20 protein-coding genes are annotated in these 23,998 nt (G+C 71.7%); 6 read left to right on the top strand and 14 right to left on the bottom strand.

Annotated elements, in window-relative coordinates:
* Positions 1-4 precede the first annotated feature (4 nt).
* Entirely contained in the window at positions 5-886 is an 882-nt protein-coding gene (gene purU / locus ACFYWX_RS12745) for a formyltetrahydrofolate deformylase (RefSeq protein ID WP_389423979.1), read from the bottom strand.
* A 46-nt stretch (positions 887-932) separates the two neighbouring features.
* Positions 933-1,433 (bottom strand): hypothetical protein, encoded by a 501-nt coding sequence (locus ACFYWX_RS12740; RefSeq protein ID WP_389423978.1) that lies wholly within the window; start codon positions 1,431-1,433, stop codon positions 933-935.
* 117 nt (positions 1,434-1,550) lie between these two features.
* On the opposite strand from ACFYWX_RS12740, the gene ACFYWX_RS12735 reads away from it, so the two are divergent.
* Positions 1,551-2,867, top strand: a complete 1,317-nt coding sequence (locus tag ACFYWX_RS12735; RefSeq protein ID WP_389423977.1) for an ABC transporter substrate-binding protein — start codon at positions 1,551-1,553, stop codon at positions 2,865-2,867.
* A 39-nt stretch (positions 2,868-2,906) separates the two neighbouring features.
* Here the strand turns inward: ACFYWX_RS12735 and ACFYWX_RS12730 are convergent, their stop codons facing one another.
* Both ACFYWX_RS12730 and ACFYWX_RS12725 read right to left on the bottom strand, forming a co-directional pair.
* Positions 2,907-4,802 (bottom strand): hypothetical protein, encoded by a 1,896-nt coding sequence (locus ACFYWX_RS12730; RefSeq protein ID WP_389423976.1) that lies wholly within the window; start codon positions 4,800-4,802, stop codon positions 2,907-2,909.
* Between the two features lie 222 nt (positions 4,803-5,024).
* Positions 5,025-6,410, bottom strand: coding sequence for a transcriptional regulator (locus ACFYWX_RS12725; RefSeq protein ID WP_389423975.1), 1,386 nt, complete (start codon positions 6,408-6,410; stop codon positions 5,025-5,027).
* Positions 6,411-6,732: 322 nt separating this feature from the next.
* Here ACFYWX_RS12725 and ACFYWX_RS12720 point away from each other — a divergent pair, with 322 nt between their 5' ends.
* From ACFYWX_RS12720 to ACFYWX_RS12710, 3 genes are all read left to right on the top strand, one after another.
* Positions 6,733-7,386 carry a bifunctional DNA primase/polymerase gene (locus tag ACFYWX_RS12720; protein ID WP_389423974.1) on the top strand — a complete coding sequence of 218 codons (654 nt, stop codon included), beginning with the start codon at positions 6,733-6,735 and terminating at the stop codon, positions 7,384-7,386.
* A gap of 95 nt (positions 7,387-7,481) precedes the next feature.
* On the top strand, positions 7,482-8,255 hold the full coding sequence (locus tag ACFYWX_RS12715; protein WP_389423973.1) for an ABC transporter ATP-binding protein: 774 nt from the start codon (positions 7,482-7,484) through the stop codon (positions 8,253-8,255).
* A complete protein-coding gene (locus ACFYWX_RS12710; protein WP_389423972.1) occupies positions 8,252-9,841 on the top strand; it encodes a transporter in 1,590 nt (529 codons plus the stop codon). Before ACFYWX_RS12715 ends, ACFYWX_RS12710 begins: the two co-directional genes overlap by 4 nt.
* A gap of 150 nt (positions 9,842-9,991) precedes the next feature.
* Here the strand turns inward: ACFYWX_RS12710 and ACFYWX_RS12705 are convergent, their stop codons facing one another.
* Both ACFYWX_RS12705 and ACFYWX_RS12700 read right to left on the bottom strand, forming a co-directional pair.
* Positions 9,992-10,906, bottom strand: coding sequence for an alpha/beta fold hydrolase (locus ACFYWX_RS12705; protein ID WP_389423971.1), 915 nt, complete (start codon positions 10,904-10,906; stop codon positions 9,992-9,994).
* Between the two features lie 676 nt (positions 10,907-11,582).
* Positions 11,583-12,275: a metal-dependent transcriptional regulator gene (locus ACFYWX_RS12700; RefSeq protein ID WP_116150442.1), complete on the bottom strand. Its 693-nt coding sequence runs from the start codon at positions 12,273-12,275 to the stop codon at positions 11,583-11,585.
* A 278-nt stretch (positions 12,276-12,553) separates the two neighbouring features.
* Here ACFYWX_RS12700 and ACFYWX_RS12695 point away from each other — a divergent pair, with 278 nt between their 5' ends.
* Entirely contained in the window at positions 12,554-13,309 is a 756-nt protein-coding gene (locus ACFYWX_RS12695) for an SIS domain-containing protein (protein ID WP_389423970.1), read from the top strand.
* An 11-nt stretch (positions 13,310-13,320) separates the two neighbouring features.
* On the opposite strand, the gene ACFYWX_RS12690 is transcribed toward ACFYWX_RS12695, so the two are convergent.
* Both ACFYWX_RS12690 and ACFYWX_RS12685 read right to left on the bottom strand, forming a co-directional pair.
* Positions 13,321-14,748, bottom strand: coding sequence for a PAS domain-containing protein (locus tag ACFYWX_RS12690; RefSeq protein WP_389423969.1), 1,428 nt, complete (start codon positions 14,746-14,748; stop codon positions 13,321-13,323).
* A 580-nt stretch (positions 14,749-15,328) separates the two neighbouring features.
* Positions 15,329-16,429, bottom strand: a complete 1,101-nt coding sequence (locus tag ACFYWX_RS12685; RefSeq protein ID WP_389423968.1) for a citrate synthase 2 — start codon at positions 16,427-16,429, stop codon at positions 15,329-15,331.
* Between the two features lie 317 nt (positions 16,430-16,746).
* Between ACFYWX_RS12685 and pdxH the strand changes: the two genes are divergently transcribed.
* On the top strand, positions 16,747-17,376 hold the full coding sequence (gene pdxH, locus ACFYWX_RS12680; protein WP_389424085.1) for a pyridoxamine 5'-phosphate oxidase: 630 nt from the start codon (positions 16,747-16,749) through the stop codon (positions 17,374-17,376).
* Between the two features lie 28 nt (positions 17,377-17,404).
* On the opposite strand, the gene ACFYWX_RS12675 is transcribed toward pdxH, so the two are convergent.
* From ACFYWX_RS12675 to ACFYWX_RS12650, 6 genes are read right to left on the bottom strand one after another with little or no spacing between them, the layout of a single operon-like run.
* On the bottom strand, positions 17,405-17,965 hold the full coding sequence (locus ACFYWX_RS12675) for a hypothetical protein (protein ID WP_389423967.1): 561 nt from the start codon (positions 17,963-17,965) through the stop codon (positions 17,405-17,407).
* 1 nt (position 17,966) lies between these two features.
* Positions 17,967-18,599, bottom strand: a complete 633-nt coding sequence (locus ACFYWX_RS12670) for a TetR/AcrR family transcriptional regulator (RefSeq protein ID WP_389423966.1) — start codon at positions 18,597-18,599, stop codon at positions 17,967-17,969.
* The gene (locus ACFYWX_RS12665) at positions 18,587-19,321 is read right to left on the bottom strand and encodes an enoyl-CoA hydratase family protein (protein ID WP_389423965.1); all 735 of its coding nucleotides are present in this window, start codon (positions 19,319-19,321) and stop codon (positions 18,587-18,589) included. The genes ACFYWX_RS12670 and ACFYWX_RS12665 overlap by 13 nt, the downstream gene beginning before the upstream one ends.
* Positions 19,318-20,886 (bottom strand): 4-coumarate--CoA ligase family protein, encoded by a 1,569-nt coding sequence (locus ACFYWX_RS12660; protein WP_389423964.1) that lies wholly within the window; start codon positions 20,884-20,886, stop codon positions 19,318-19,320. Before ACFYWX_RS12660 ends, ACFYWX_RS12665 begins: the two co-directional genes overlap by 4 nt.
* Positions 20,887-20,931: 45 nt before the next feature.
* A complete protein-coding gene (locus ACFYWX_RS12655) occupies positions 20,932-22,092 on the bottom strand; it encodes an acyl-CoA dehydrogenase family protein (RefSeq protein ID WP_389423963.1) in 1,161 nt (386 codons plus the stop codon).
* Positions 22,093-22,150: 58 nt separating this feature from the next.
* The gene (locus ACFYWX_RS12650; RefSeq protein ID WP_389423962.1) at positions 22,151-23,995 is read right to left on the bottom strand and encodes an acetyl/propionyl/methylcrotonyl-CoA carboxylase subunit alpha; all 1,845 of its coding nucleotides are present in this window, start codon (positions 23,993-23,995) and stop codon (positions 22,151-22,153) included.
* Positions 23,996-23,998: the final 3 nt, after the last annotated feature.

The raw sequence follows: 23,998 nt of genomic DNA, 5'->3' as shown, positions 1-23,998 counted from the left end.
CTGATCAGGCGAAGACGACCGTCCGCCGCCCGTTCAGCAGAATGCGGCGCTCGGCGTGCCACTTGACCGCCCGCGCCAGCGCCTGACACTCCACGTCCCGCCCGATCGCGACCAGCTGGTCCGGCGTGACGCCGTGCCCCACCCGCTCGACCTCCTGCTCGATGATCGGCCCCTCATCGAGATCCGCGGTCACATAGTGCGCGGTCGCCCCGATCAGCTTCACCCCACGCGCATGCGCCTGGTGATACGGCTTCGCGCCCTTGAAGCTCGGCAGGAACGAGTGGTGGATGTTGATGATCCGCCCGCTGAGCTGCTTGCACAGATCGTCGGACAGCACCTGCATGTAGCGGGCCAGCACCACCAGCTCGACGTTCTCCGCCCGCACCAGCTCCAGCAGCTGCGCCTCGGCCTGCGCCTTCGTGTCCTTCGTCACCGGGATGTGGTGGAAGGGAAGGTTGTACGACGCCACCAGCTCGGCGAAGTCCGTGTGGTTGGACACCACCGCGGCGATCTCCACCGGCAGCGCCCCGATCCGCGCCCGGAACAGCAGGTCGTTCAGGCAGTGCCCGAACTTGCTGACCATCAGCACGATGCGCATCTTCTCGTCGGCCCGGTTGATCTGCCACTCCATGTGGAAGGAGTCACCGATCGCCACGAAGCTGGCGCGCAGCTTGTCCACCGTCACCGGCGACTCCGCCGAGAAGTGGACGCGCATGAAGAACAGTCCCGTGTCGTGGTCGCCGAACTGCTGGCTGTCCTCGATGTTGCAGCCGGTCATGAAGAGGTAGCTCGACACGGCGTGCACGATGCCCTGCTTGTCGGGGCAGGAGAGCGTGAGGACGTACTGGTCGGCCGGGGCCGCGGCTCGGGTGGACTGCTCGTTCATGCAGGACAGGGTCCCATACCCCCCAGACCCCACCGGAACCCGTCCGCTACGCGGACCGCGTCATGATCCGCAGCACCTCCAGGGTGCGCGGCGGCGCGTCCGAGTCGTCCCCGTCGGCCGCCGCCATGCGCACATGCGCGTCGCGGGCCGCCCGCACCGCCTCCGGCCAGGCGTGATGGTCGACGTACGCGGAGACCGGCGCGTCCGGGCCGACCTGGTGCATGATCCGCAGCACCCGCAGCACGGCGGTGTCGACGAGCGCCGCCTCCTGCGAGTCACGGAAGATCGTGCCGACGTACTTCTCGGCGGACCAGTTGTCCAGCCAGGTGTCCTCGACGAGGCGGTACACGGCGTCGGTGACGTCCCCGTACCCGTCCACGCCTGCCAGCCAGACGTCCCGCTGGAACACCGGATCGGAGAGCATGTGAAGCGCCGAGCGCACGTTGCTGCGCCAGCGCCACCAGGGCATGTCATTGAGGGGCATGCCGCCCATGGTGAATGAGCGACGCCCGCGACGGGAAGAGTTCTCCGAACCTTGCACGGTCATCGATCGTACGTTCCCCCTCGCCCACGGCTCACCGCCCCCCGCAATTCACCTCCGCGTCACCAGCCGTTGACTGGAGGTCACTCCCAGGTTAGCGGTGTGCAGGAATCGTGCGTTTCCATGACCGGCACGCGACGCACGCGAAGCACCTTCCTCCCCAGGTTCGGCCACTACACCCGTCCCGTCAGAGCCGCTGTTCGCTCGGCGGGCGCGTTGGCCGCGTGTGCGTCGCTCGCCGCCGGTTGCGGGGTCGTCCCCGGCACCACGGGGGGCGCCGGGGACGGCCCGATCACCGTCATGACCTGGGCACCGGAACAGACCAAGGCGACCAACAAGCCCGGCATGCCCGCCTTCGCGGGCGCCTACGCCCGCTGGGTCAACGCCCACGGCGGCATCAATGGCCGCAAGCTCAAGGTCCTGACCTGCAACGACGACAACGACAGCATCCAGGCCGCGAAGTGCGCCCGGCGCGCCGTCAAGGAGAACGTGGTCGCCGTCGTCGGCTCCTACAGCCAGTACGCCGACTCCTTCTTCCCTGCGCTGGAGGGCGGCGGCATCCCGTACATCGGCGGCTACGGCGTCACCAACAGCGAGTTCACCAGCCCGCTGTCCTACCCGGTCAACGGCGGCCAGCCCGCGCTCCTGGCCGGCCTCGGCAAGGAGCTGGCGAGCCGCTGCGGGCCCGTCTCACTCGTGCGCCCCGACTCCATCGCGGGCGACCAGCTGCCGACCCTGCTGAACTCCGGGCTGCGGGCGGGCCGGCACGAGGCCGCGAGCGACCAGCTGGCCAAGGACGACGCCACGGAGTACGACGTGCAGGCCCAGCGCTCGCTGGAGCACGCCGGCCGCAACCCGGCGAAGGAGGGGTGCGTGGTGCCCGCCCTCGGGGACCGCAACGACACCTTCATGGACTCCTTCCGGCGCACCCGCGGCGACTACCCCTCCGTGCGCACCGCGACCGTGCTCGGCAGCGTCGACCAGACGGTCATCGACGCTTCCGGCGGCGCGTCGGGGCCCTACGAGGACGCGTACATCAGCGGCTGGTACCCGGTGGCCACCGACGAGCGGTGGGACGAGATGAAGCAGGTCATCAAGGAGCAGGCCTTCTCGGACAACCGCATCGACCCCGCGGACGCCGGGGTGCAGACCACCTGGATCGCGTACACCGCGTTCCGGCAGGCCGTGGAGTCGCTCGACGGCGGCGAAGTGAGCGCCGCCACCGTGCGCAAGGCACTGAACGACGGGCTGAAGGTGACCACGGGCGGGCTCACGCCGCCCCTGCGCTGGCGCTTCTCGGACCGGCTCGCCTCCGTCGGCTTCCCGCGCCTGGTCAACACCTCCGTGACCCTCCAGATCGTCCGGCAGGGCCGGCTGAGGGCCGCCGAGAAGGGCTTCGTCGACGTGACGAAGACCCTGCTGGACGCGGACCTCGGCTGAGACCCGAGGTCCACAGGCCCGCCGTCCTGGTGTCCGGCCTCAGAGCTGGACCGGCTGGCGCTGGGTCAGGCCGTACGTCTTCGCGATCGCGTTCCACAGCTGGGCCGCGGTCTTCTTCTGTGTGCTGGCGGTGCCGCTCTCGCGGTTGCCGGCCTGGGTCTGGCCCGTGGAGCGGGCCTGGTTCTTCTTGCAGAGCTTCTTGTTGCCGGCGACCTGGTCGGCCCAGGCCGCGTAGTGGTTGTCGGCCGCCGCTGACGCCTGCCACGCCTTGGTGAGGGCGGCCGTCAGCTCCGTGTGGTCGGGCAGCTTGTCGACGGACAGCCCGGCCAGCTTGGTCACCAGGTCGCCTCGCTGCTTGGCCGCGTCCCGCAGGTCCGTGGCCGCCTGGTCGAGATTGTTGCAGGCCCGCACGTCGGCCACCGCGTTGATCACGCTGGTACGGCTGCTGCCGCTGTCGGCCAGCAGCGCGTCCAGCGCTGTCGCCTGCTGCAGGGCCGGATCGGCGGACGCGGAACCGGAGGCGTCCGTCGCGGGCGCCGAGGCGGCGACGGTCTTGTTGGCACCCTTGTCATCACCGCCGTCCCCGCCGGCCAGCAGCGCACCCGCGCCGATGCCGACGACCGCGATACCGACGCCGATCGCGGCGATCAGCGGCACACGCGAGCCGGTACGCCCGCCCCGGCCGCCGTCGCCGTCGTCGTCCCGCGTCCCGCGCCGCCCGCCCGGACCGGCCGGCGGGGCGTAGGAGGCCGCGGGCGCGTATCCGTCGTAGCCGCCCTCGGGCTGCTGGATCCGCGGCAGCTGCTGGGTGGACCCGGCCTGGCCCCCGCCGCCCTGGTCGCTGCGGAAGAGGTTGTCGAACTCGGAGGGCGTGCGCTGGTTTCCGTACGGCGCCCCAGCGGGCCCGCCCGGCACCGGCGGGATGTACTGGGTGGCCTCGGCGTCGGATCCCGTGGCGGGCGGCAGGGGCCCCGCACCCGGCCCGGGTCTCCCCTGCGACGCCGCACCGTGCTCCGGCATCGGCCCCGGCCCGCCCTGCGGCGCGCGTCCCAGGAAGTGCGTGGACTCGGCCGGCGTCTCGGGCGGCAGCGCCCCGGGCCCGACCGGCGGGATGTACTGCGTCGCGCCCTCGTCCGCCGCCGCGGCGGGGACCGGCGGGATGTACTGGGTGGCGCCCTCGTCCGCCGGGGCAACCGGGACCGGGGGTATGTACCGGGTGGCCTCGCCCCCGGGACCGGCCGGGACCGGCGGTATGTACTGGGTCGCGCCGTCGTCGGCCGGGGGCAGCGCGGCCCCCGGGGTGCCGTGCGCGCCGGGCCCCTGCGCGGAGTACGGCACCAGCGCATGGGGGGTGCCTTCGGCTCCGTACGCGGGCGCCTGCGGGGGCGTGCCGCCGCTGCCGTACGCGGAGGACTCGGCGGGCGTGCCACCGCTGCCGTAGGCGGGAGGCTGTGCGCCTGCGCCATAACCCTGTGGTGCGCCTGCGCCGTACCCCTGGGACTGCGCCTCGGCGCCGTACCCCTGCGGCTGCGCGCCGGTGCCGTAGCCCTGCGACGTGCCCTCCGGGGGCAGCGCGCCCGACTGCTGGGACGCACCCCACGCCGGCGGCTCGGGTGTGCTCCACTGCTGGTCCGGCGGGGTCGGCCAGCCCTGCTCCGGGGGCGGGGCGGGCGTCTGGTGCTGGTCGGGGCCCCACGGGCGGTCCCAGGACTGGCCGCCGGGCGGCGCCGCGGCGGGGTCCTGCCGGCCGTGCTGGCCGCCGTACTGCCCGCCGTAGTGCTGACCGGTCGCCTGCCCCGGCTGGGGGCCCGGCTGCCGGTCGCCCGGTCCGCCCGTCATGCCCGGCAGCAGGGGCTCGCCTCCGTCGGAGGGCAGCACGATGCCTTCGCGCGCGGGCCGCGCCGAGGGCTCCTCGCCCTGTCCACTCTGCGTCACCGGGACTCCTACGAATGGGGGACCTTCGGGATCGTCGGCTCACGCTACCGGGTCCGCAGAGCCAGGTGCTACGCAGCTCAGGCCGTGACCTGGATCCCTGTGACCGTCGTAACAGATCACCTGACCGCGGTAGCGGATCCCGCTCCCCGTCCGCCGAACAAGCCCTCCCTTCACCACCGGAGTCGCGTTCTCCGCTCGTTCACGTGCCGGCCGCCCCGCGTTTCACGCGGCGACCTGGATCTCCAGCCGCGCACCGAACTCCCTTACCACCGACTCGTCCCGGTACGGATCGAGCCGCTGCTGGAAGTCCTCCAGGTACTCGGCGCCCCGGTTGGAGCGGAGCTTCTCCAGCAGTTCCACGGCCTTCAGGCCGGTGTGGCAGGCCAGTTCCACCTCGCGCTGCTGGACCTGGGCGGTGGCGAGCAGGACGTAGCCGATGGCCCGCCTGCGCGCGCGGGACGCTGGGTGCCCGGCCAGGGACTGCTCGGCGCATCGGGCCGCCGCCTCGGCCTGCCCCAGGTCACGGTGGCAGTGCGCCAACTCGTCGGCCAGGTACGCCTCGTCGAAGTGCGCGATCCACGCCGGGTCGTCCCCGGAGTCCGGTTCGGCCGCCTCCAGCGCGGTGACCGCACGCCCGGACGCCGCGTGGGCCGCCCTCGCGTCGCCCAACAGGGCGTGCCCGCGTGCCTCCGCCGCGAAGAACATGGCCTCGGCGCGCGGGGACACACGCCCGCGCGCCCCTTCCTGCGCCGCCCGCGCCAACTGGGAGATCTCCCGCGGGTTCCCGAGCTGCGCGGCGAGATGGCTCATGGACGCGGCGAGGACGTACCCGCCGTATCCGCGGTCGCCCGCCGCCTGCGCGAGCCGCAGCGCCTGGATGTAGTACCGCTGGGCCAGGCCCGGTTGCCCGGTGTCGACCGCCATGTACCCGGCGAGCTCCGTCAACCGCGCGACCGCGGCGAAGAGATCACGCCCCACCGCCTCCCGGTACGAGCCGGCCAGCAGCCCGGAGACGACGCTGTTCAGGTAGTGCACGACGACCGGGCGTACGTGCCCGCTGCCGTACTGGTGGTCCAGGTCGACCAGTGCCTGGGTCATCGCCCGGACCGCCGCCACGTCGGACTGGCCCACGCGCGGCCCGGCCGCACGCGCCACCTGGGCGTCGGGCGCGGAGATCAGCCAGTCCCGGCTGGGCTCGACCAGCGCGGACGCGGCGACGGACGAGCCGGAGAGGAAGTCGCGGCGGCCCACGTCGCTCCGCCACAGCTCACACACCTGCTCGATGGCCCCCAGTACCGTCGGCGAGAACTGGAGACCGACACCCGACGCGAGGTTCTTGCCGTTGGCCATGCCGATCTCGTCGATCGTGACCGTACGGCCCAGCTTGCGGCCCAGCGCCTCGGCGATGATCGCCGGGGCCCGTCCGCGCGGCTGCTGTCCGCGCAGCCAGCGCGCCACCGACGTCTTGTCGTAACGCAGGTCGAGGCCGTGCTCCGCGCCGCACATGTTGACCCGGCGGGCCAGCCCGGCGTTCGAGCACCCCGCCTCCTGGATGAGCGCCTGCAGCCGTTCGTTCGGCTGCCGCGCGACAAGTGGCCTTGCGGCCATTGGCGTACCCCCTGTGGCTGCGGTGCCTGCCCGAGCACCGAGTTGGCGTGTCTTCCCCGACCGGACGTCGCCTCCGGCGAACAGAAACGCAAAGATCCGGCCGCAAAGATCAATGCCCCGCAAACAGGACGAAAATGCGAGGCATGCGAGGATTGCCGGGGTAAGGCAGAAGCCGACCCCCCACCCTGCCTACCCCCTCCCGCCGCGGATCCTCCCGCGCGCCCCCACACATGCACCCATGCGCCCCAAACAGGGATGCAATGCTCCTCCCCTGCGCGCGCTACGCCCGTAACTCCAGGTGGGCGCGGGAGTTGAGTTCAGCGTGGAAGAGACGATCGCGGGCACCGAAGCCGCTCAGATTCCGAAACAGCGCGGGGAATCGCTGCTGGAGACCGCCGTTCGCTATGCCGAGGAGCGCCACTGGGACGTGTTCCCCGGCACCTGGCTGGAAGCGGTCGAAGGGGTGCAGCACTGCTCCTGCGGCGACACCGCGTGCGCCGCACCCGGCGCACATCCGGGGCGTGCGGACTGGGCGACGCAGGCCACCGGCAGCGCGACCGTGGCGCGCCGGATGTGGCAGAAGCAGCCGACGGCGTCGATCCTGCTGCCCACGGGGCGTACGTTCGACGCGATCTCCGTTCCGGAGACGGCCGGGTTTCTGGCGTTGGCGCGGATGGAGCGGATGGAGTTGACGCTGGGCCCTGTGACGTTGACGCCTGATCGTCGGATGCACTTCTTCGTGCTGCCGGGGGCGTCGGTGAAGGTGCCGGACCTGGTGCGGAAGCTGGGCTGGACCCCCTCGTCGCTCGATCTCGTCGCGCTCGGGGAGGGGGCTTATGTGGCGGCGCCGCCTACGCGGTTCGGGTCGCGGGGGGCCGTGCAGTGGGCCTGCCGGCCTACGCCCGCGAATCGGTGGCTGCCGGACGCGGAGGAGTTGATCTCGCCTCTGGCCTATGCGTGCGGACGGGATAGGTAGCCGTCTGCGGGTTGTGTGTGGTTGCTCGCGCAGTTCCCCGCGCCCCTTTGGGGCGCTGACTCGCACCGTAGGGTTCATTCTCAACGGAGGGAGCTGTGGTGGGTAGTAGCGCCGTGCGCGTGCAAGGGCTCTGGAAGCGGTTCGGGCAGCAGGTTGCCGTTGCCGGGATCGATCTCGAACTGCCCGCGGGGAAGTTCGTCGGGCTTGTCGGGCCCAACGGGGCCGGGAAGACCACCACGTTGTCGATGGTGACCGGGCTGCTGCGGCCGGATCAGGGAAGTGTCGAGGTCGTCGGGCACGACGTGTGGCGGGACCCGGTCGAGGTGAAGGCGCGGATCGGGGTGCTGCCCGAGGGGCTCAGACTGTTCGAGCGGCTGTCGGGGCGGGAACTGCTCGGATACAGCGGGCGGTTGCGCGGACTGCCCGGTGCCGAGGTCGACAAGCGGGCCACGCAGCTTCTCGACGTCCTCGACCTCGCCGGCGCGCAGCACAAGCTGGTCGTCGACTACTCGACCGGCATGCGCAAGAAGATCGGGCTCGCGGCCGCTCTCCTCCACAACCCCGAAGTGCTCTTCCTCGACGAGCCCTTCGAGGGCGTCGACCCGGTCTCCGCGCAGACCATCCGGGGCGTCCTGGAGCGGTACACCGCCTCCGGTGCCACCGTCGTCTTCTCCTCGCACGTCATGGAGCTGGTCGAGTCGCTGTGCGACTGGGTCGCCGTGATGGCGGCCGGCCGTATCCGCGCCCACGGCACGCTCGGCGAGGTACGCGGTGACCACCCCACCCTCCAGCGCGCGTTCCTCGACCTCGTCGGCGCGAGTGCCCGCGACACCGGTACCGACCTCGACTGGCTCGGCGGCGGCCGATGACGAGCGTGACCTCCACCGTCGTACGGCTGAAGCTGTCGCTGTTGCGCAACGGGCTGCGCCAGTCCGGGGGACGGCGGGCCGCCTTCGTCGTCTCCACCGTCGTCGTTCTCCTGTTCGCCGCCTTGCAGTTGCTCGGTCTCGTCGCGCTGCGCGGGCACGAGCACGCCGTCTCGCTGGTCGTGCTGCTCGTGGCGGTGCTGGGGCTGGGGTGGGCGGTGATGCCACTGTTCTTCCCCAGCGGGGACGAGACGCTGGATCCGACGCGGCTGGTGATGCTGCCGCTGCGGCCCCGGCCACTGGTGCGAGCGCTGCTCACGGCCTCGCTGGTGGGAATCGGGCCGCTGTTCACGCTGCTGCTGCTCGTGGGCTCGGCGATCTCCGTGGCGCACGGGGCGGCCGCGTTCGTGACGGCCGTCGTCGGGGTCGTCCTCGCGCTGCTGCTGTGCGTGGCCCTCGCGCGGGCCGTCGCCGCCGCCAACCTCCGACTGCTGACCAGCCGCAAGGGGCGGGACCTCGCCGTGCTGAGCGGACTGGTCATCGCGGTCGGCGCGCAGGTCGTCAACTTCGGTGCGCAGCGGCTCGGTACGTCCGGGCTCGGGGAGCTCGACCCGGCGGCCACGGTGCTGCGCTGGGTGCCGCCCGCCTCCGCGATCGGCATGGTCGACTCGGTGAGCGAGGGTTCGTACGGTGTCGCGGCCGCGCAACTCGGCGTGAGCGCCAGCGCGTTGGTACTGCTGGTGGTGGGGTGGGCGCGCAGTCTGACGCGGCTGATGACCGCGCCCGACGGTTCGACGCTCCAGGCCGCGGAGTCGGCCTCGCGCGATCGCGGAACGTCGACGGGTCTCGCCCGGCTGCTGCCCGCCGGGCGGACCGGCACGGTCATGGAGCGCAGCCTGCGCTACATCTGGCGCGACCCCAAGACCAAGGCGGCCTGGGTGACGTCCCTGGCGATCGGTCTGATCGTGCCGGTGTTCAACGCCCTCCAGGGCACCGGCTCGCTCTACTTCGCCTGCTTCGCCGCCGGGATGCTCGGCATCCAGATGTACAACCAGTTCGGGCAGGACACCTCCGCGTTCTGGATGGTCGCGATGACGATCTCGTCGACCCGGGACGCGTACGCCGAGCTCCGCGCGCGGGCGCTGGCCCTCCTGATGATCACGCTGCCGTACGCCGCTGTCGTCGTCGTGGTGACGACCGCGCTGCTGGGCGACTGGTCGAAACTGCCGGAGGTGCTGGGCCTGTCGCTGGCGCTGCTCGGCGCGATGCTGGCGACCGGGGCGTGGACCTCGGCCCGCTTCCCGTACTCCATCCCGCAGGAGGGCCACAAGAACGTGGCCCCCGGCCAGGCCGGACTCGCCTGGATCGCCATCCTCGGCGGCATGGTCTCCGCCGCCCTCCTGTGCGCGCCGGTGATCGCCCTGACGATCTGGCTCAACGTCTCGGCGGACGGCGACGCCTACACCTGGCTCCTGCTACCGGTGGGTGCCGCCTACGGGACGGCGGTCACGCTGCTGGGCCTACGGCTGGCAGCGCCGCGCACGGCGGAGCGCCTGCCGGAGATTTTGGCAGCGGTGAGCAAGGGCTGACGGTGCACCGTTGACGCCGGGCGCCTGCGACGCCGCACATGGGGCGCGGGGCTGTGCCGATATGCGGCTCCGCCGCGTGGGCGCGACCCGCCCCCGACACCCCGCAGTCGCCGACGCGCAGCAACCACGCAACTGATAAGGCGCCCGGCCCTACCGCGTGAGCACCGCATCGAGGAACGGCTCGATCGCCGCCCGCCAAGCCTCCGGCTGGTCGTAGTGGACGAGGTGGCCCGCGTCGGCGACCTCCGCGTACTGCCCGCGAGGCAGCACACGGACCATCTCCTGCGCCTCCGCGCGCCCCAGCTCGCCGTCGAGGCCGCGGACGACGAGGGCCGGGCACTGGACCTGGGTGAGTTCCTCCCAGTGCGCGTCGTAGACCCAGGTCTCGCGGGACTTGAGCATCTGCTCGGGCTCGAAGACGGGGCGCCAGCCGTCGGACGACTCCTGCATCACCTCGGCGTAGAACGCGCCCCGGGAGGGATTCGGCCGCTCCACCCAGGGGTCGTCCTCGCCGAACCACTTCCGCACGTCGGCGAGGGTGGCGAAGGGGGCCGGCCAGGACTTGAACCAGTCGGCCCACTCACGCTGCGAGGCCGCGCCGAGCGCGGAGGCCCGCATGTCGCAGATGATCAGACCGTGCACCAGGTCGGGGCGTTTGGCGGCGAGCTGCCAGGCGGTCAGCGCGCCCATGGCGTGGCCGACGAGGAGGGCCGGGGCGAGGCCGAGCTGCTCCAGGGCGGCCTCGGCGTCGTCGACGTAGGCCTCACGCGTGAAGGCGGCCCGCGGGGGCTTCGCGGACTGGCCGTGGCCCCGCTGGTCCAGCGCGACCGCTCGGTGGCGCTCGGAGAGCCAGCGGGCGGTGGACGCCCAGTGCGAGGCACGGCCCATCAGGCCGTGCAGTAACAGGACACCGGGCTCCCGCCCGGCCGCCTGGGCCGAGGTCTCGTCGACCGGTTCCGCCTGCCCCGGTAGGAGCTGCGCCGGATCACTCTTGGGAGGATCGCCGAACTCCCAGGCGGCCAGGCGTACGCCGCCCGCCCCGGTCACGTCGATGCGTCGCGCCATTGTTCTGGCACCCCCCTCGCTCCGCTCGGACCGTCGCTCCTGCTCGAGCCGACTGTCCCGTAGCGCGTCCTGTATGCCGTCGCTGCCGTGCCGTCGTGCCGCTTTCCCTGTCCTGCCTTCGCCGCCGTCACACGCGCCGCGCGCCTTTTCCTACCCCTTCTTGTAACGCACGGGCCGCGCGAAGCGTCACTGGCAGAGTATCGAATGCGTATTCGAGAATTGCACTCTCCGCTGCCAACACCCCTCGTTCGAGTGACCACCCACGAGGAATGATCGCCGCTGACGAGGGGAGATCTTCAACGGGAGGCGGGCCGCTCGGGGAAAACGGTCCGAGGGGAATGACCCTGGGAGCTCGGGGCTCCGGGTCAACACAGGGGAGGACAGGCCCCGGTGCCATACGGCACCGGGGCCCTCCTCTGGATCACGGCACATCCGCCCGACCCCCCTAGGTCATATGCCTCACGCGACAGCCTCGCACGCGGAGCGTCGAAGCGCTGCGATTCGACACAGGGAATCTTGGATTCGCCCGGTTCGACGGAACGCCACAACTGCCCCCGGCGCCCCAAGAGTTGGTGAGCCGACACCCAGCACCTGGCGACGAGGACGCTCAGCGCTCCGCGACGAGGACGCTCAGCGCTCCGCGACGAGGACGCTCAGCGCTCGGCGACGAGCGGGCTCAGCGCTTGGCGACGAACACGTGAGAGGCGACGTCCGCCTCCAGCTCGGCCGCCTCGCCGCCGCTGCCCACCAGCACACCGCCCGCCGACTCCGTCACGCTCACCACCGAGCCGGGCTGCACGCCCGCCCGACGCAGCGTGTACATCAGCTGGGCGTCCGTCTGGATCGGCTCGCCGATACGGCGGACGACGACCGTCTTGCCGTCCGTACCCGGATCGAGGTCGGCCAGCGACACCATGCCCTCGTCCAGGAAGGGGTCGGCGCCGTCCTTCTCGCCGAGCTCCTCCAGGCCGGGGATCGGGTTGCCGTACGGCGACTCGGTGGGGTGACGCAGGAGCTCCAGCACGCGCCGCTCCACGGCCTCACTCATCACGTGCTCCCAGCGACACGCCTCGGCGTGCACCTGCTCCCACTCCAGGCCGATCACGTCGACGAGCAGACACTCGGCGAGCCGGTGCTTGCGCATCACACGCGTGGCCAGCCGACGCCCCTCGTCCGTCAGCTCCAGGTGCCGGTCGCTGGCCACGGACACCAGTCCGTCGCGCTCCATCCGCGCCACCGTCTGGCTGACCGTCGGCCCGCTCTGGTCGAGGCGTTCGGCGATCCGGGCGCGCATGGGGACCACACCTTCCTCCTCCAGCTCGAGGATGGTGCGGAGATACATCTCCGTGGTGTCGATCAGTCCGGACATACGTGCCCCTCGATTAGCTCTGCCGAAGGCTGGACGGCTTCCGGCGCGTGCGCTGGCCCTGGACTCAATTCTGACGCATACCACCGACAACCGTGCCGTGCCGGTGCAACGAGAGAGTTACGTGGTCGTCGGCGTCGCAGGGCCAACCGTAAGGCCATCGCACCGGTCACCGTAGGGCCGCCCGCACCGGGTGTCGTATTGACACCGCAGTGGTCCAGACCGCACCGTGATCCGCGACACGGACACGGACACCGTCACACGGCGAAGGGGCCCCGCGGATGAGCGACAGCAAGCCGGCCGGTCAGTTCTTCGATGCCGCGATCACCCTGCTCCAGCGGGTCCGCGACGAGGAGGCCGAGAACATCGAGGCCGCCGGCACGCTCCTCGCCGACACCGTCGCCTCCGGCGGCCGGCTCTTCGCCTTCGGCGCCGGACACTCCTCCCTCGCCGCCCAGGACGTCGTCTACCGTGCCGGCGGACTCGCCCTGATGAACCTGCTCGCCGTCCCGGGCGTCGTCGGCGTGGACGTCATGCCGGCCACGCTCGGCTCCGCCCTGGAGCGGGTCGACGGCCTCGCGACCGCGGTCCTCGACTCCTCACCCGTGCGCGAGGGCGACGCCCTGCTGATCATCTCCCTCTCCGGGCGCAACGCCCTCCCCGTGGAGATGGCGATGACCGCCCGCACTCTCGGCGTGAAGGTCATCGGTGTGACGTCGGTGGCGTACGCCTCCCGGACGAGCTCCCGGCACACCTCCGGCACGCACCTGAAGGACCACTGCGACCTCGTCCTCGACTCCAAGATCGCGGTCGGCGACGCGGAACTCACCCTCGACACCGTCCCCGCCCCCTTCGCCCCCGCGTCGACGGTCGTCACCTCGGCCCTCCTCCAGGCCGTCGTGGCCACCGCCGCCGCCACCCTCGCCGACCGCGGCATCGAACCCCCACTCCTGCGCTCCGGCAACGTGGACGGCGGCCACGACTGGAACTACCGGATCATGGAGCAGTACCGGGACCGGATCTTCTACCGGCACTGAGCAGGGTCGCCTCAGTCCTTCCGCTCCCCCACCAGCCCCGACAGGTCCAGCGCCGTCGCGATACGTGCGGCCACGTCCTCCGCGTACGTCGCGTCGGACCGTTCGAACGCACTGCGGCCCGCACCACGCAGGAAGGTCACGACGCCCAGGGTCCGCCCGCGACTGCGCAGCACCGCGCACAGGGCGTGCACCGTGTCCGACGGCCACTGCCGGGCCCGGGCCCACTCACGCGCCTGTTCGGCCGGCACGGTACCGACGCCCGCCCGGACCGACCCGGACCGTGCCACGGACTGCAGCGCCGGATGGCCCTCGGCGTAGCGGACGGGCAGCCCCGCCTGCCCGGTCAGGGCGCTCGGCCCCGGCGCACCGGAGGGGGTCGCGGCGGCCCGTACCAGCCGTACCGGCCCCACGGTCTCCGCATCGGCCACCGGCCCGCCCGCCACCCGGTCGATGAGGGCGTGGTCGGCGAAGCCGGCGAGGGCGAAGTCCAGGTGGACGACGGCCGCCTCCGCCGGGTCCTCGCACTCGGCGGCCGCCCGGCCCGCCCGGTGCAGCTGGTTGGTGCGGAACCGCAGAAGTGCCGCCTCCTGCTCGCCCTGCTTGGCCTCGGTGACGTCCTGGAACAGCCAGCCGACCCCGAGCGGAACCGGTTCCTCGGCGAGCGGCGAGGCCAGCCGCAGGAAGCCGCTGCGCCAGCACCGCCGCTTGTCACCCTCGGAAGTGCGCACGCTCACCCAGATCTCGGCGGGCGCGGGCGGCGCACCCTCGGCCAGGACATGGGTGAGGGCGCTCTCCAGTTCCTCGACGCCCTGCGAGAGCAGGTCACCCAGCGGCCGCCCCAGCACGGACGTACGCCCGATGCCCAGGGCGCGGGCGGCGTGCGCGTTGACCACCGCCGGCCGCAGGTCCGCGTCGACGAGTACGACACCCCAGCTCGCGTCCTCGAACAGCGCCTCGCTGAGCGCGATGGACCGCTCCAGGTCGATCTGCGCGTGCACCTCGCTGAAGGCGCAGTACACGCCGGCCGGCTTCCCGTCGGGCCCGCGTACGGCCGCGGACTGCGTCCGTACCAGCACGCGCCCGCCGTCCTTCGTCACCAGCGCGAACTCGTACACCTGGCGCCCGGGAGCGTGCATGGCGGTCATCAGCCGCCCCTCCACCTCCTCGGCGTCCGCGCTGCGCACGGCCCAGCCGGCGAAACCGTGCCGGCCCACGGCCTCGGCCGCGCTCCAGCCGAGGATCCGTTCCGCCTCGCGGTTCCAGTGGGTCACGACGCCGTCCGCGTCGAAGGCGCAGAGGGCCGCGTCCATCCCGTCGAGCAGCGCGGCGAGCAGATCCGAGCCGTCCCGCTCCGGCTGTTCGGGCTCGTGTTGCTGCTCGCGCTCGGGCTCGTCCGGCCCCAGCTCGTCGGTGGTCCCACTACGTCGGGAAGCACTCACCTGGACCCCCTGCAGGCTGCGTCCGCACGTAAGACGCGTCGGTTCGCTCACTCGCCATCATTCAACTGGAACGTGACGCAGCACACATCAGATTCCCGCAAGATTGCAGAAATCGTTGTACGGCGAAATTCAACCCACCAGCCGCAAGGTCAGCCACGGGCCCGTCTCCCCGTCCAGCGCATACCGCTCGACCTCGACGAACCCACGCGCGCCGCGGGCGATGAGCCCTTCGATCTGCGCAGAGGAACCTCTTGGCTGCCGTTACTGAAGGTCCTGGGACTACGTCCGGTCAACGTCTCGAAAAAACGGTTGAACGGCGAGAAGACAGTTCTTAGGGTTGCTGGTACTTCGGAAGGGAGGTGGTTCGGCAGATGTATGCATACCGGACGGAAGAGGTGACTGCGGGCTAGAGCCCGTCGTCGTACTCGGTTCGGCGCCGGACCAGCGTGTGCTCCACACACGCAGCCGGCCAATCCAACGCAGTCACCCGACCCGCGGGCTGCCGGTACGTCCGGCCGGCTTCTCCTCGTGAGAGACCCAGCCCGCGGGTCGTCTGCGTTTCCTGGGCCCCGCCCGGCAGCTACCGGGAGATGTCCTCGTAGCCCTCGATCTGGCGCGGGTCGCGCGGGCCCGGGCCGATGTAGTGGGCGGACGGGCGGACGAGGCGGCCCGTGCGCTTTTGTTCCAGGATGTGCGCCGACCAGCCCGCGGTGCGAGCGCAGGTGAACATCGAGGTGAACATGTGGGCGGGGACCTCGGCGAAGTCCAGGATGATGGCTGCCCAGAACTCGACGTTGGTCGCCAGGACGCGGTCCGGGCGGCGGTTGTGGAGCTCTTCGAGGGCGGCCTTCTCGAGGGCTTCGGCGATCTCGAAGCGCGGTGCGCCGAGTTCGCGGGCGGTGCGGCGCAGGACGCGGGCGCGGGGGTCCTCGGCACGGTAGACGCGGTGGCCGAAGCCCATGAGGCGTTCGCCGCGGTCGAGGGCGTTCTTGACGTAGGCCTCGGCGTCGCCGGTGCGTTCGATCTCCTCGATCATGCCGAGGACGCGGGAGGGGGCGCCGCCGTGGAGCGGGCCGGACATGGCTCCTACGGCACCGGAGAGGGCGGCGGCGACGTCGGCGCCGGTCGAGGCGATGACGCGGGCCGTGAAGGTGGACGCGTTCATGCCGTGCTCGGCGGCGGAGGTCCAGTACGCGTCCACGGCCTTGACGTGCTTGGGGTCGGGTTCGCCGCGCCAGCGGATCATGAAGCGTTCGACGACGGAGTGGGCCTTGTCGATCTCGCGCTGGGGGACCATGGGACGGCCCTGGCCGCGGGCGGACTGGGCGACGTAGGACAGGGCCATGACGGCGGCGCGGGCGAGGTCCGCGCGGGCCTGTTCGGCATCGATGTCGAGGAGGGGTTTGAGGCCCCAGACGGGTGCGAGCATGGCGAGCGCGGACTGGACGTCGACACGGATGTCGCCGGAGTGCACCGGGATGGGGAAAGGCTCGGCGGGCGGCAGTCCGGGGTTGAAGGCGCCGTCGACGAGCAGGCCCCACACGTTGCCGAAGGAGACATGGCCGACCAGGTCCTCGATGTCGACGCCCCGGTACCGGAGGGCGCCGCCCTCCTTGTCCGGTTCGGCGATCTCCGTCTCGAACGCGATGACTCCTTCGAGTCCGGGTACGAAGTCGGACATCAGGCGGCTCCTCGTGATGTGTGCGACGGATGGCGCCCGGGGGATCCGCGGTCGTGTTCGAGACTCGCAGTCCTGGGCGGTCACCCCAGTGATTCCCCGTGCGGTCGGCGGTCACCCAAGCCGGGGTACCAATCGGGGTGGCCTCAGCACCCTATCTCCGGGTGCCACCTTTGAGGAGTGTTCGCGGCACTCAGTGCCACGGCCGGGTGGGGAACAGCGGGCCGTCGGAGCCGCCCGTACGGCAAGATGACCGGGTGACCGACCACGACGCCGCCTTCCTCGATCCCGCGGACGACCGGGCTCCCGACCCCGCTTCGATGCGCAAGCAGTACCGGGTGGAGGGGCTCGCCGAGTCCGAGCTGGCCGCCACTCCGGTGGAGCAGTTCGCGCGCTGGTTCAAGCAGGCCGCGACGGAGGCGCACCTCTTCGAGCCGAACGCGATGATCGTCTCCACGGCGGACGCGGAGGGCCGGCCCTCCTCCCGTACGGTGCTGTTGAAGCAGTTCGACGAGCACGGCTTCGTCTTCTACACGAACTACGACTCGCACAAGGCCCGCGACCTGGCGGAGAACCCGTACGTCTCGCTGCTGTTCCCGTGGCATCCGATGGCACGGCAGGTCATCGTGCGGGGCGTGGCCCGCCGCACCGGGCGGGACGAGACGGCCGCCTACTTCCGCACCCGGCCGCACGGCTCCCAGCTGGGTGCCTGGGCGAGCGCCCAGTCCTCGGTGATCTCCACGCGCGCCGATCTGGACGCCTCGTACGCCGAGCTGGAGGCGCGGTATCCGGAGGGTGAGCGGGTGCCGGTGCCGCCGCACTGGGGTGGTTTCCGGGTGGCGCCGCAGTCGGTGGAGTTCTGGCAGGGGCGTGAGAACCGGCTGCACGACCGGTTGCGGTACGTGGCGCAGGCGGACGGGAGCTGGCGGGTGGAGCGGCTCAGCCCGTGAGGGAGGCCCCCCGAGGCCCCGGCGGGAATCAGAGCTTGCCCATCAGGTAGGCCGTGCTGTGCCCGTCCAGGAACTCGGCCATGCGGGCGCGGAACTCCTCCGCGAGCGCGGGCCAGTTCCAGAACTCGAAGCCGAGGTAGGCGAAGGCCAGGGAGTTGTCGCTCCATCTCCAGGCGGAGAGGGGGACGGATTCGGCGCAGGCGGGGCACTCCACGTCGGCGCTGCCCGTCTCGTACCAGGTGCTGGTGGCGGTGCCGAAGCGTTCCGCGAGGCCGCCCTCCTCGACACTGGCTGTTGTGCAGCGTGGGCACGTCACCGTGTGCGGGCCGGGGCTGTTGAGGCTGTAGAAGATGTGGTGTTCGGTGTACACCGCGAGGCCTTCGGGTGCGCCGAAGCGGGCGTCGGCGACCGCCTTGTGCCAGTGGGGGCCCGGCGGATGGGCGGGCCTGTCGCCCAGGGCCCAGCCCGGTTTCGCGTCGGCGAGCACGATTCCCTCGGCCACGAGCCACTCCACCACGGGCAGGGCGAGGCTCGGTGCGTCCTGCGGGCTCGCGTCGAGGTCGACGATCGTCTGAAATGTGTCCCCCATGTCAGCCCAGCGTCTCCTCCAGCAGGCCCGCCCACTGCGCGACCACTCGTTCCCGGCGGCCCTGGTCGTCGGTGAGGAGGTTGGCGAGGCCGAGGCCGCGGGCCATGTCGAGCAGCCCCTGGACGGTTTCGCGGACGCCGGGCACGGACTCGTCGGCGCCGAGCAGTTCCACGGCTATGCGGTGGGTCTCGCGGCCCACGCGGGCCTCCAGCTCGGTCACGCGCGGGCGCAGCTGTTCCTCGTTGGAGGCGGCCACCCACAGGTGCAGGGCGGCCCGGAAGAGGGGGCCGGTGTAGAGGTCGACGAGGGCGGTGACGACGGCTCGTCGGTCGCCTGCGGCGCCTTGGGGGAAGAGGGCGCGCAGGGCGGTGGAGCGTTCCTCGGCGACGTATTCGACGGCGGCGGTGAAGAGGTCCTCGCGGGTGGGGAAGTGGTGCTGGGCGGCGCCGCGGGAGACGCCGGCGCGTTCGGCGACGACGGAGACCGTGGAGCCCGCCCAGCCGTGTTCGGCGAGGCAGGCCACGGCGGCTTCCAGGAGTCGTTGCCGGGTGGCGCGGCTGCGGTCCTGCTTGGGGACGCGCTCGCCGCGTTCGGCCCGTTCGACGCGGCCTTCGGCCGTGGTCACAGCACCCATGGGGGATCCCGTCGTTCGAGGAAGGCCGCCATCCCCTCGCGGGCCTGCGGGGAGGCGAACAGTCGGGCCGAGAGCGCGGTGAGGTCGGCCGCGTCCCGGTCGAATGTTTCCAGCACCCTAGCTGTGAGCAGCTGTTTCGTCTCGGCCAGGCTCTGCGGTGCGGCTCTGCGCAGGCCGTCGAGGATGGGGGCGAGTACGGCGTCCACGTCGTCGCCGGTGGCGGTGAGCAGGCCGACGCGGGTGGCCTCGGCGGCGTCGAAGCGTTCGCCGGTGAGGTAGTAGCGGGCGAGGGCCCTGGGGTCGGTGCGGGGCAGGAGCGGCAGGGAGATCACCGCGGGTGCCACGCCGATCCGTACCTCGGTGAAGGCGTAGGTCGACTCGTGGGCCGCGGCGGCGATGTCGCAGGCGCCGAGCAGGCCGAGGCCGCCCGCGCGGACGTGTCCCGTGACGCGGGCGACGACGGGTTTGGGCAGGTCGAGGATCTGGCGCAGGAGGTCGACCAGGGCGTCGGGGTGAGGAGGGTCGCGCAGGTCGGCGCCCGCGCAGAAGGTGCTGCCGGTGTGGGTGAGGACGATCGCGCGGACGTCGCCGTCCTTGGCGCAGTCGGTCAGGGCGTCGGCGAGTTCACCGACGAGGGCCGCGGAGAGGGCGTTGCGGTTGCCGGGCGAGTCGAGGCTGAGGGTGTGGATGCCGCGTTCGCGGGTGCGGCCGATGAGGGTCATGCCGGCTCCCTGAGCTGTCGGCGCAGGATCTTCCCGGAGGCGGCGCGTGGGACGGCGTCGATGAAGGTGACCTTGCGGACGCGCTTGTAGGGGGCGACGCGTTCGGCGACGTACATCATGACCTCTCCTTCGGAGAGGTCGGTGGCGGTGGGCTGGCGGACGACGTGGGCGTGCGGGACTTCGTTGCCGTCGTCGTTGTAGGCGCCGATGACGGCGGCGTCGGCGATGCCGGGGTGGGTGAGCAGGAGTGCCTCGAGTTCGGCGGGGGCCACCTGGAAGCCCTTGTACTTGATGAGTTCCTTGACCCGGTCGACGACGAAGAGCCAGCCGTAGGCGTCGACGTGTCCGACGTCGCCGGTGTGGACCCAGCCGTCGGGGTCGATCATGGCGGTGGTGGCGTCGGGGCGGCCCAGGTAGCCCTGCATGACCTGGGGGCCGCGGATCAGGATCTCGCCGGACTCGCCGACGCCCAGGTCCTTGTCGGGGTCGTCGAGGGAGACGATGCGCATCTCGGTGCCGGCGATGAGTCTGCCGACGGTGCCGGCGGGGGCGTCACGCATGGCGTCGACGGGGACGACGTGGGTGCCGGGCGACAGTTCCGTCATGCCGTAGGCCTGGCCGACGGGGGGCAGGCCCAGGCGCTGGGAGCAGGCGGCGGCGAGGCCCGCGTCGAGGGGGGCTGCGGCGCTGACGATGTACTTCAGCGACGACAGGTCGTACTGGGCGACGGCGGGGTGCTTGGCCAGGGCGAGGACGATCGGCGGGGCCACGTAGAGGCTGGTGATGCGGTGGTTCTGGATCGCGGCGAGGAACGTGTCCAGTTCGAAGCGGGGCAGAACGACGACGGTGGCGCCGAGCCGGAGCGGGGCGTTCATCAGGGCGGTCAGGCCGTAGATGTGGAAGAACGGCAGGACGGCGAGGACGCGGTCGCCGGAGCGGTCGGCGATGGCCGGTTCGAGCTGGGCGAGGTTGGTGGCGATCTGGCGGTGCGTGAGCATCACGCCCTTGGGGGTGCCGGTCGTCCCCGACGAGTACGGCAGGGCGGCGATGTCCCGCGCGGGGTCGATGTCGACCAGCGGTTCCGGGGCGGTCGAGGCGAGCATGTCGATCAGGGAGCGGTGTCCGGGCGCGCTGTCGCAGACGAAGATCTCCCGCACCCCGCCCGCGATCTCGGCGGCCCGGCGGGCCGTCTCCAGCAGCGGTGACACGGTGACGATCCAGCGGGCCGAGGAGTCGCCGAGCTGCTTGGCGAACTCCTCCGGGGTGGCGAGCGGGTGCACGAGGGTGACGGAGGCACCCGCGCGCGTGGCGCCGTAGAACGCGGTCGGGAAGGCGATGGTGTTGGGGCTGTGCAGGGCGAGGACGTCGCCCTTGCGCACGCCCGCCTCGGCGAGCGCGGCGGCGATCCTGCGGTGGAAACGGCCCAGTTGCTCGTACGTGAGGGTGGTGCCGTCCGTGCCGTCGACGAGCGCGGGCGTGTCACCGAACTCGGCCGCCCGGGCGAGGACGGCGTCATGGATGGGGAGTTCGATGGCGGGAACGTCTGCGTACTCGCTGCGGAACATGGGTTCCTCCTCGCACAACGGCGTGTCGGATCAGTACGGCCTGGGTCAGTACGACTTGGGCAGGCCCAGGGTCTGGTGGGAGACGTAGTTCAGAATCATCTCCCGGCTCACTGGGGCAATACGAGCCACACGCGCGGCCGTTATCAACGAGGCGAGGCCGAACTCGCGCGTGAGGCCGTTGCCGCCGAGGGTGTGCACGGCCTGGTCGACGGCCTTCACGCAGGCCTCCCCGGCCGCGTACTTGGCCATGTTGGCCGCCTCGCCCGCACCCGTGTCGTCCCCGGCGTCATACAGGTGGGCCGCCTTCTGCATCATCAGGCGGGCCAGTTCGAGGTCGATGTGCGCCTGGGCGAGCGGGTGCGCGATGGCCTGGTGGGCGCCGATGGGGGTGTTCCAGACGGTGCGGTCGCGCGCGTAGCCAACAGCCTGGGTGAGGGCATAGCGCCCCATGCCGATGGCGAAGGCGGCCGTCATGATCCGCTCGGGGTTGAGCCCCGCGAAGAGTTGCAGCAGGCCCGCGTCCTCGTCGCCGACGAGCGCGTCGGCGGGCAGCCGTACGTCGTCCAGGATCAGCTCGAACTGCTTCTCGGCGGCGTTCAGCTCCATGTCGATGGGTCGCCGCTGGAAGCCCTCTGCGTCACGCGGGACGATGAACAGGCAGGGCTTGAGGCGTCCGGTGCGGGAGTCCTCCGTGCGGCCGACGATCAGGGTGGCGTCGGCGACGTCGACGCCCGAGACGAAGACCTTGCGGCCGGTCAGCAGCCAGTCGGCGCCGTCGCGGCGGGCGGTGGTGGTGATGCGGTGGCTGTTGGAGCCGGCGTCGGGTTCGGTGATGCCGAAGGCCATGAGGCGCGTGCCGTCGGCGAGGGCGGGCAGCCAATGCTGTTTCTGGGCGTCCGTGCCGAAGCGGGCGATCACCGTGCCGCAGATGGCGGGCGAGACGATCATCATGAGCAGGGGGCAGCCTGCGGCGCCGAGCTCTTCGAGGACGAGGGAGAGTTCGGTGATGCCGCCACCTCCGCCGCCGTGTGCCTCCGGCAGGTTGACGCCGATGTAGCCGAGCTTGGCGGCTTCTTGCCAGAGCTCTGTGGGGTAGCTGCCCTCTTCGACGACCGTGGCGATGTAGTCCCGGCCGTAGCGCTTGCCGAAGGCGGCTACTGCTGCTCGGAGTGCCCTGTGCTCGTCGGATTCGATGAGAGTGGTCATGTGGGTGGCTCCTCATGGTGCGGGTTCGTCGTGGCTTGTCGCGCAGTTCCCCGCGCCCCTAGGGTCGGCCGCTCTCCACCACCGCCAGGAGCGCGCCCAACTCCACTTGCCGGCCGGCCGTCACCGGGAGGGCCGTGACCGTTCCCGTCACCGGGGCGGAAATGACGTGTTGCATCTTCATCGCTTCCAGCCACACCAGCGGTTCGCCCGCTTGGACACTCGATCCGGTGATGAGGCCGTCCGCGACCTTGACGACCGTGCCGGGCATGGGGGCCAGCAGGGAGCCGGGAGCGCGTTCGGCTGTCGGGGCGGGGAAGCGGGGCAGGGCGGTGAGCGTGGCTCCGTTCACGTGGATCTGGTCGCCGTAGCGAGCCACTTCGAACCTGCGCCGTACGCCGTCCGCCTCCAGGACCACCAGACCCGCGTCGGCATGGACGACATGCACGCCGACTGCCGTCAGGCCGTTCCTCGTGTGCTGGTAGCTGACCTCGTGTTCCTCGCCCGCCGTCGCGTAGCGCTTGGTCTGCGGCTGGGAGGGCAGGTTGCGCCAGCCGCCGAAGCGGGAGCGGCCATGGGCGTCGGCGAGGGCGGCGGCCAAGGGGGCGTAGGGGTCGGGGGCCTGGCGGGTCAGGTCCGGGAGGTGGCGGTCGTAGAAGCCGGTGTCCATGCGGGCGGTGGTGAACTCCTCGTGCCGCAGGGAGCGTACGAGGAGGTCGCGGTTGGTGACCGGGCCGTGGAGGGTGGCCCGTTCGAGGGCGCCGGCGAGTTTGCGGACGGCCTCCGCGCGGGTGGGGGCGTGGGTGACGGCCTTGGCGAGCATGGGGTCGTAGTGGACGCCGATGGAGTCGCCGTCCTCGTAGCCGGTGTCCAGGCGCACGCCGGGTACGGACAGGCGGTGCAGGGTGCCGGTCTGCGGGGCCCAGTCGTGGGCCGGGTCCTCGGCGTAGAGGCGGGCCTCGATCGCGTGGCCACGCGCGCGTGGGGCGTCGCTGTCGAGGGCGTGGCCTTCCGCGACGCGGAGTTGCAGGGCGACCAGGTCGATGCCGAAGACGGCCTCGGTGACGGGGTGTTCGACCTGGAGGCGGGTGTTCATCTCCAGGAAGTGCGCCTTGCCGTCGGCGACCAGGAACTCGACCGTGCCGGCGCCGACGTAGTCGACGGCTCGAGCGGCGCGTACGGCCGTCTCCGCCAGCTCCCGCGCGAGTTCGGGTGTCAGACCGGGCGCCGGGGCCTCCTCGATCACCTTCTGGTGGCGGCGCTGGAGCGAGCAGTCCCGGGTGCCGAGCGCCCAGACCGTGCCGTGGGTGTCGGCGAGCACCTGCACCTCGACGTGCCGGCCGTTGTCCACGTACGGCTCGACGAAGACCTCGCCGTCCCCGAAGGCGCTTGCCGCCTCGGCGCGCGCACCCTCCAACGCGTCGTCCAGCTCATCCAGCCGGCGCACGACGCGCATCCCGCGCCCGCCGCCACCCGCGGCCGCCTTCACCAGCACCGGCAGGTCGGCCTCGGTGACCTCGCGCAGCGGCTCGAGCCCCATCAGCTTCTTGGCGCGCGTCTTGGACGCCATCGCCTCGATGGCCTCCGGGGGCGGCCCGACCCAGACGAGCCCCGCGTCGAGGACGGCCCGCGCGAAACCGGCGTTCTCGGAGAGAAAGCCGTAGCCGGGGTGCACGGCATCCGCGCCGGCCGCGAGCGCCGCCTTCACGATCAGGTCGCCGCGCAGATACGTCTCTGCGGGCGCCGCCCCCGGCAGCCGTACCGTCGCGTCGGCCACGCGCGCGTGGAGGGCGTTTTCGTCGGCGTCCGAGGCGACCGCGACCGTCCGGATTCCCCACTCACGGCAGGTGCGGAAGATCCGGCAGGCGATCTCGCCCCGGTTGGCCACGAGCACAGAAGTGATCACTGA

Source organism: Streptomyces sp. NPDC002888 (genome assembly GCF_042888465.1).
Lineage (GTDB): Bacteria > Actinomycetota > Actinomycetes > Streptomycetales > Streptomycetaceae > Streptomyces.
This window is presented reverse-complemented; position numbering and strand designations above follow the sequence as displayed.

Coding starts and splice junctions, on each gene's coding strand:
- ACFYWX_RS12740 (WP_389423978.1), bottom strand. CDS start 1,433: ATGACCGTGCAAGGTTCGGAGAACTCTTCCCGTCGCGGGCGTCGCTCA.
- ACFYWX_RS12725 (WP_389423975.1), bottom strand. CDS start 6,410: ATGGCCGCAAGGCCACTTGTCGCGCGGCAGCCGAACGAACGGCTGCAG.
- ACFYWX_RS12685 (WP_389423968.1), bottom strand. CDS start 16,429: ATGTCCGACTTCGTACCCGGACTCGAAGGAGTCATCGCGTTCGAGACG.
- purU (WP_389423979.1), bottom strand. CDS start 886: ATGAACGAGCAGTCCACCCGAGCCGCGGCCCCGGCCGACCAGTACGTC.
- pdxH (WP_389424085.1), top strand. CDS start 16,747: ATGCGCAAGCAGTACCGGGTGGAGGGGCTCGCCGAGTCCGAGCTGGCC.
- ACFYWX_RS12660 (WP_389423964.1), bottom strand. CDS start 20,886: ATGTTCCGCAGCGAGTACGCAGACGTTCCCGCCATCGAACTCCCCATC.
- ACFYWX_RS12670 (WP_389423966.1), bottom strand. CDS start 18,599: ATGGGTGCTGTGACCACGGCCGAAGGCCGCGTCGAACGGGCCGAACGC.
- ACFYWX_RS12705 (WP_389423971.1), bottom strand. CDS start 10,906: ATGGCGCGACGCATCGACGTGACCGGGGCGGGCGGCGTACGCCTGGCC.
- ACFYWX_RS12655 (WP_389423963.1), bottom strand. CDS start 22,092: ATGACCACTCTCATCGAATCCGACGAGCACAGGGCACTCCGAGCAGCA.
- ACFYWX_RS12710 (WP_389423972.1), top strand. CDS start 8,252: ATGACGAGCGTGACCTCCACCGTCGTACGGCTGAAGCTGTCGCTGTTG.
- ACFYWX_RS12695 (WP_389423970.1), top strand. CDS start 12,554: ATGAGCGACAGCAAGCCGGCCGGTCAGTTCTTCGATGCCGCGATCACC.
- ACFYWX_RS12665 (WP_389423965.1), bottom strand. CDS start 19,321: ATGACCCTCATCGGCCGCACCCGCGAACGCGGCATCCACACCCTCAGC.
- ACFYWX_RS12735 (WP_389423977.1), top strand. CDS start 1,551: ATGACCGGCACGCGACGCACGCGAAGCACCTTCCTCCCCAGGTTCGGC.
- ACFYWX_RS12700 (WP_116150442.1), bottom strand. CDS start 12,275: ATGTCCGGACTGATCGACACCACGGAGATGTATCTCCGCACCATCCTC.
- ACFYWX_RS12675 (WP_389423967.1), bottom strand. CDS start 17,965: ATGGGGGACACATTTCAGACGATCGTCGACCTCGACGCGAGCCCGCAG.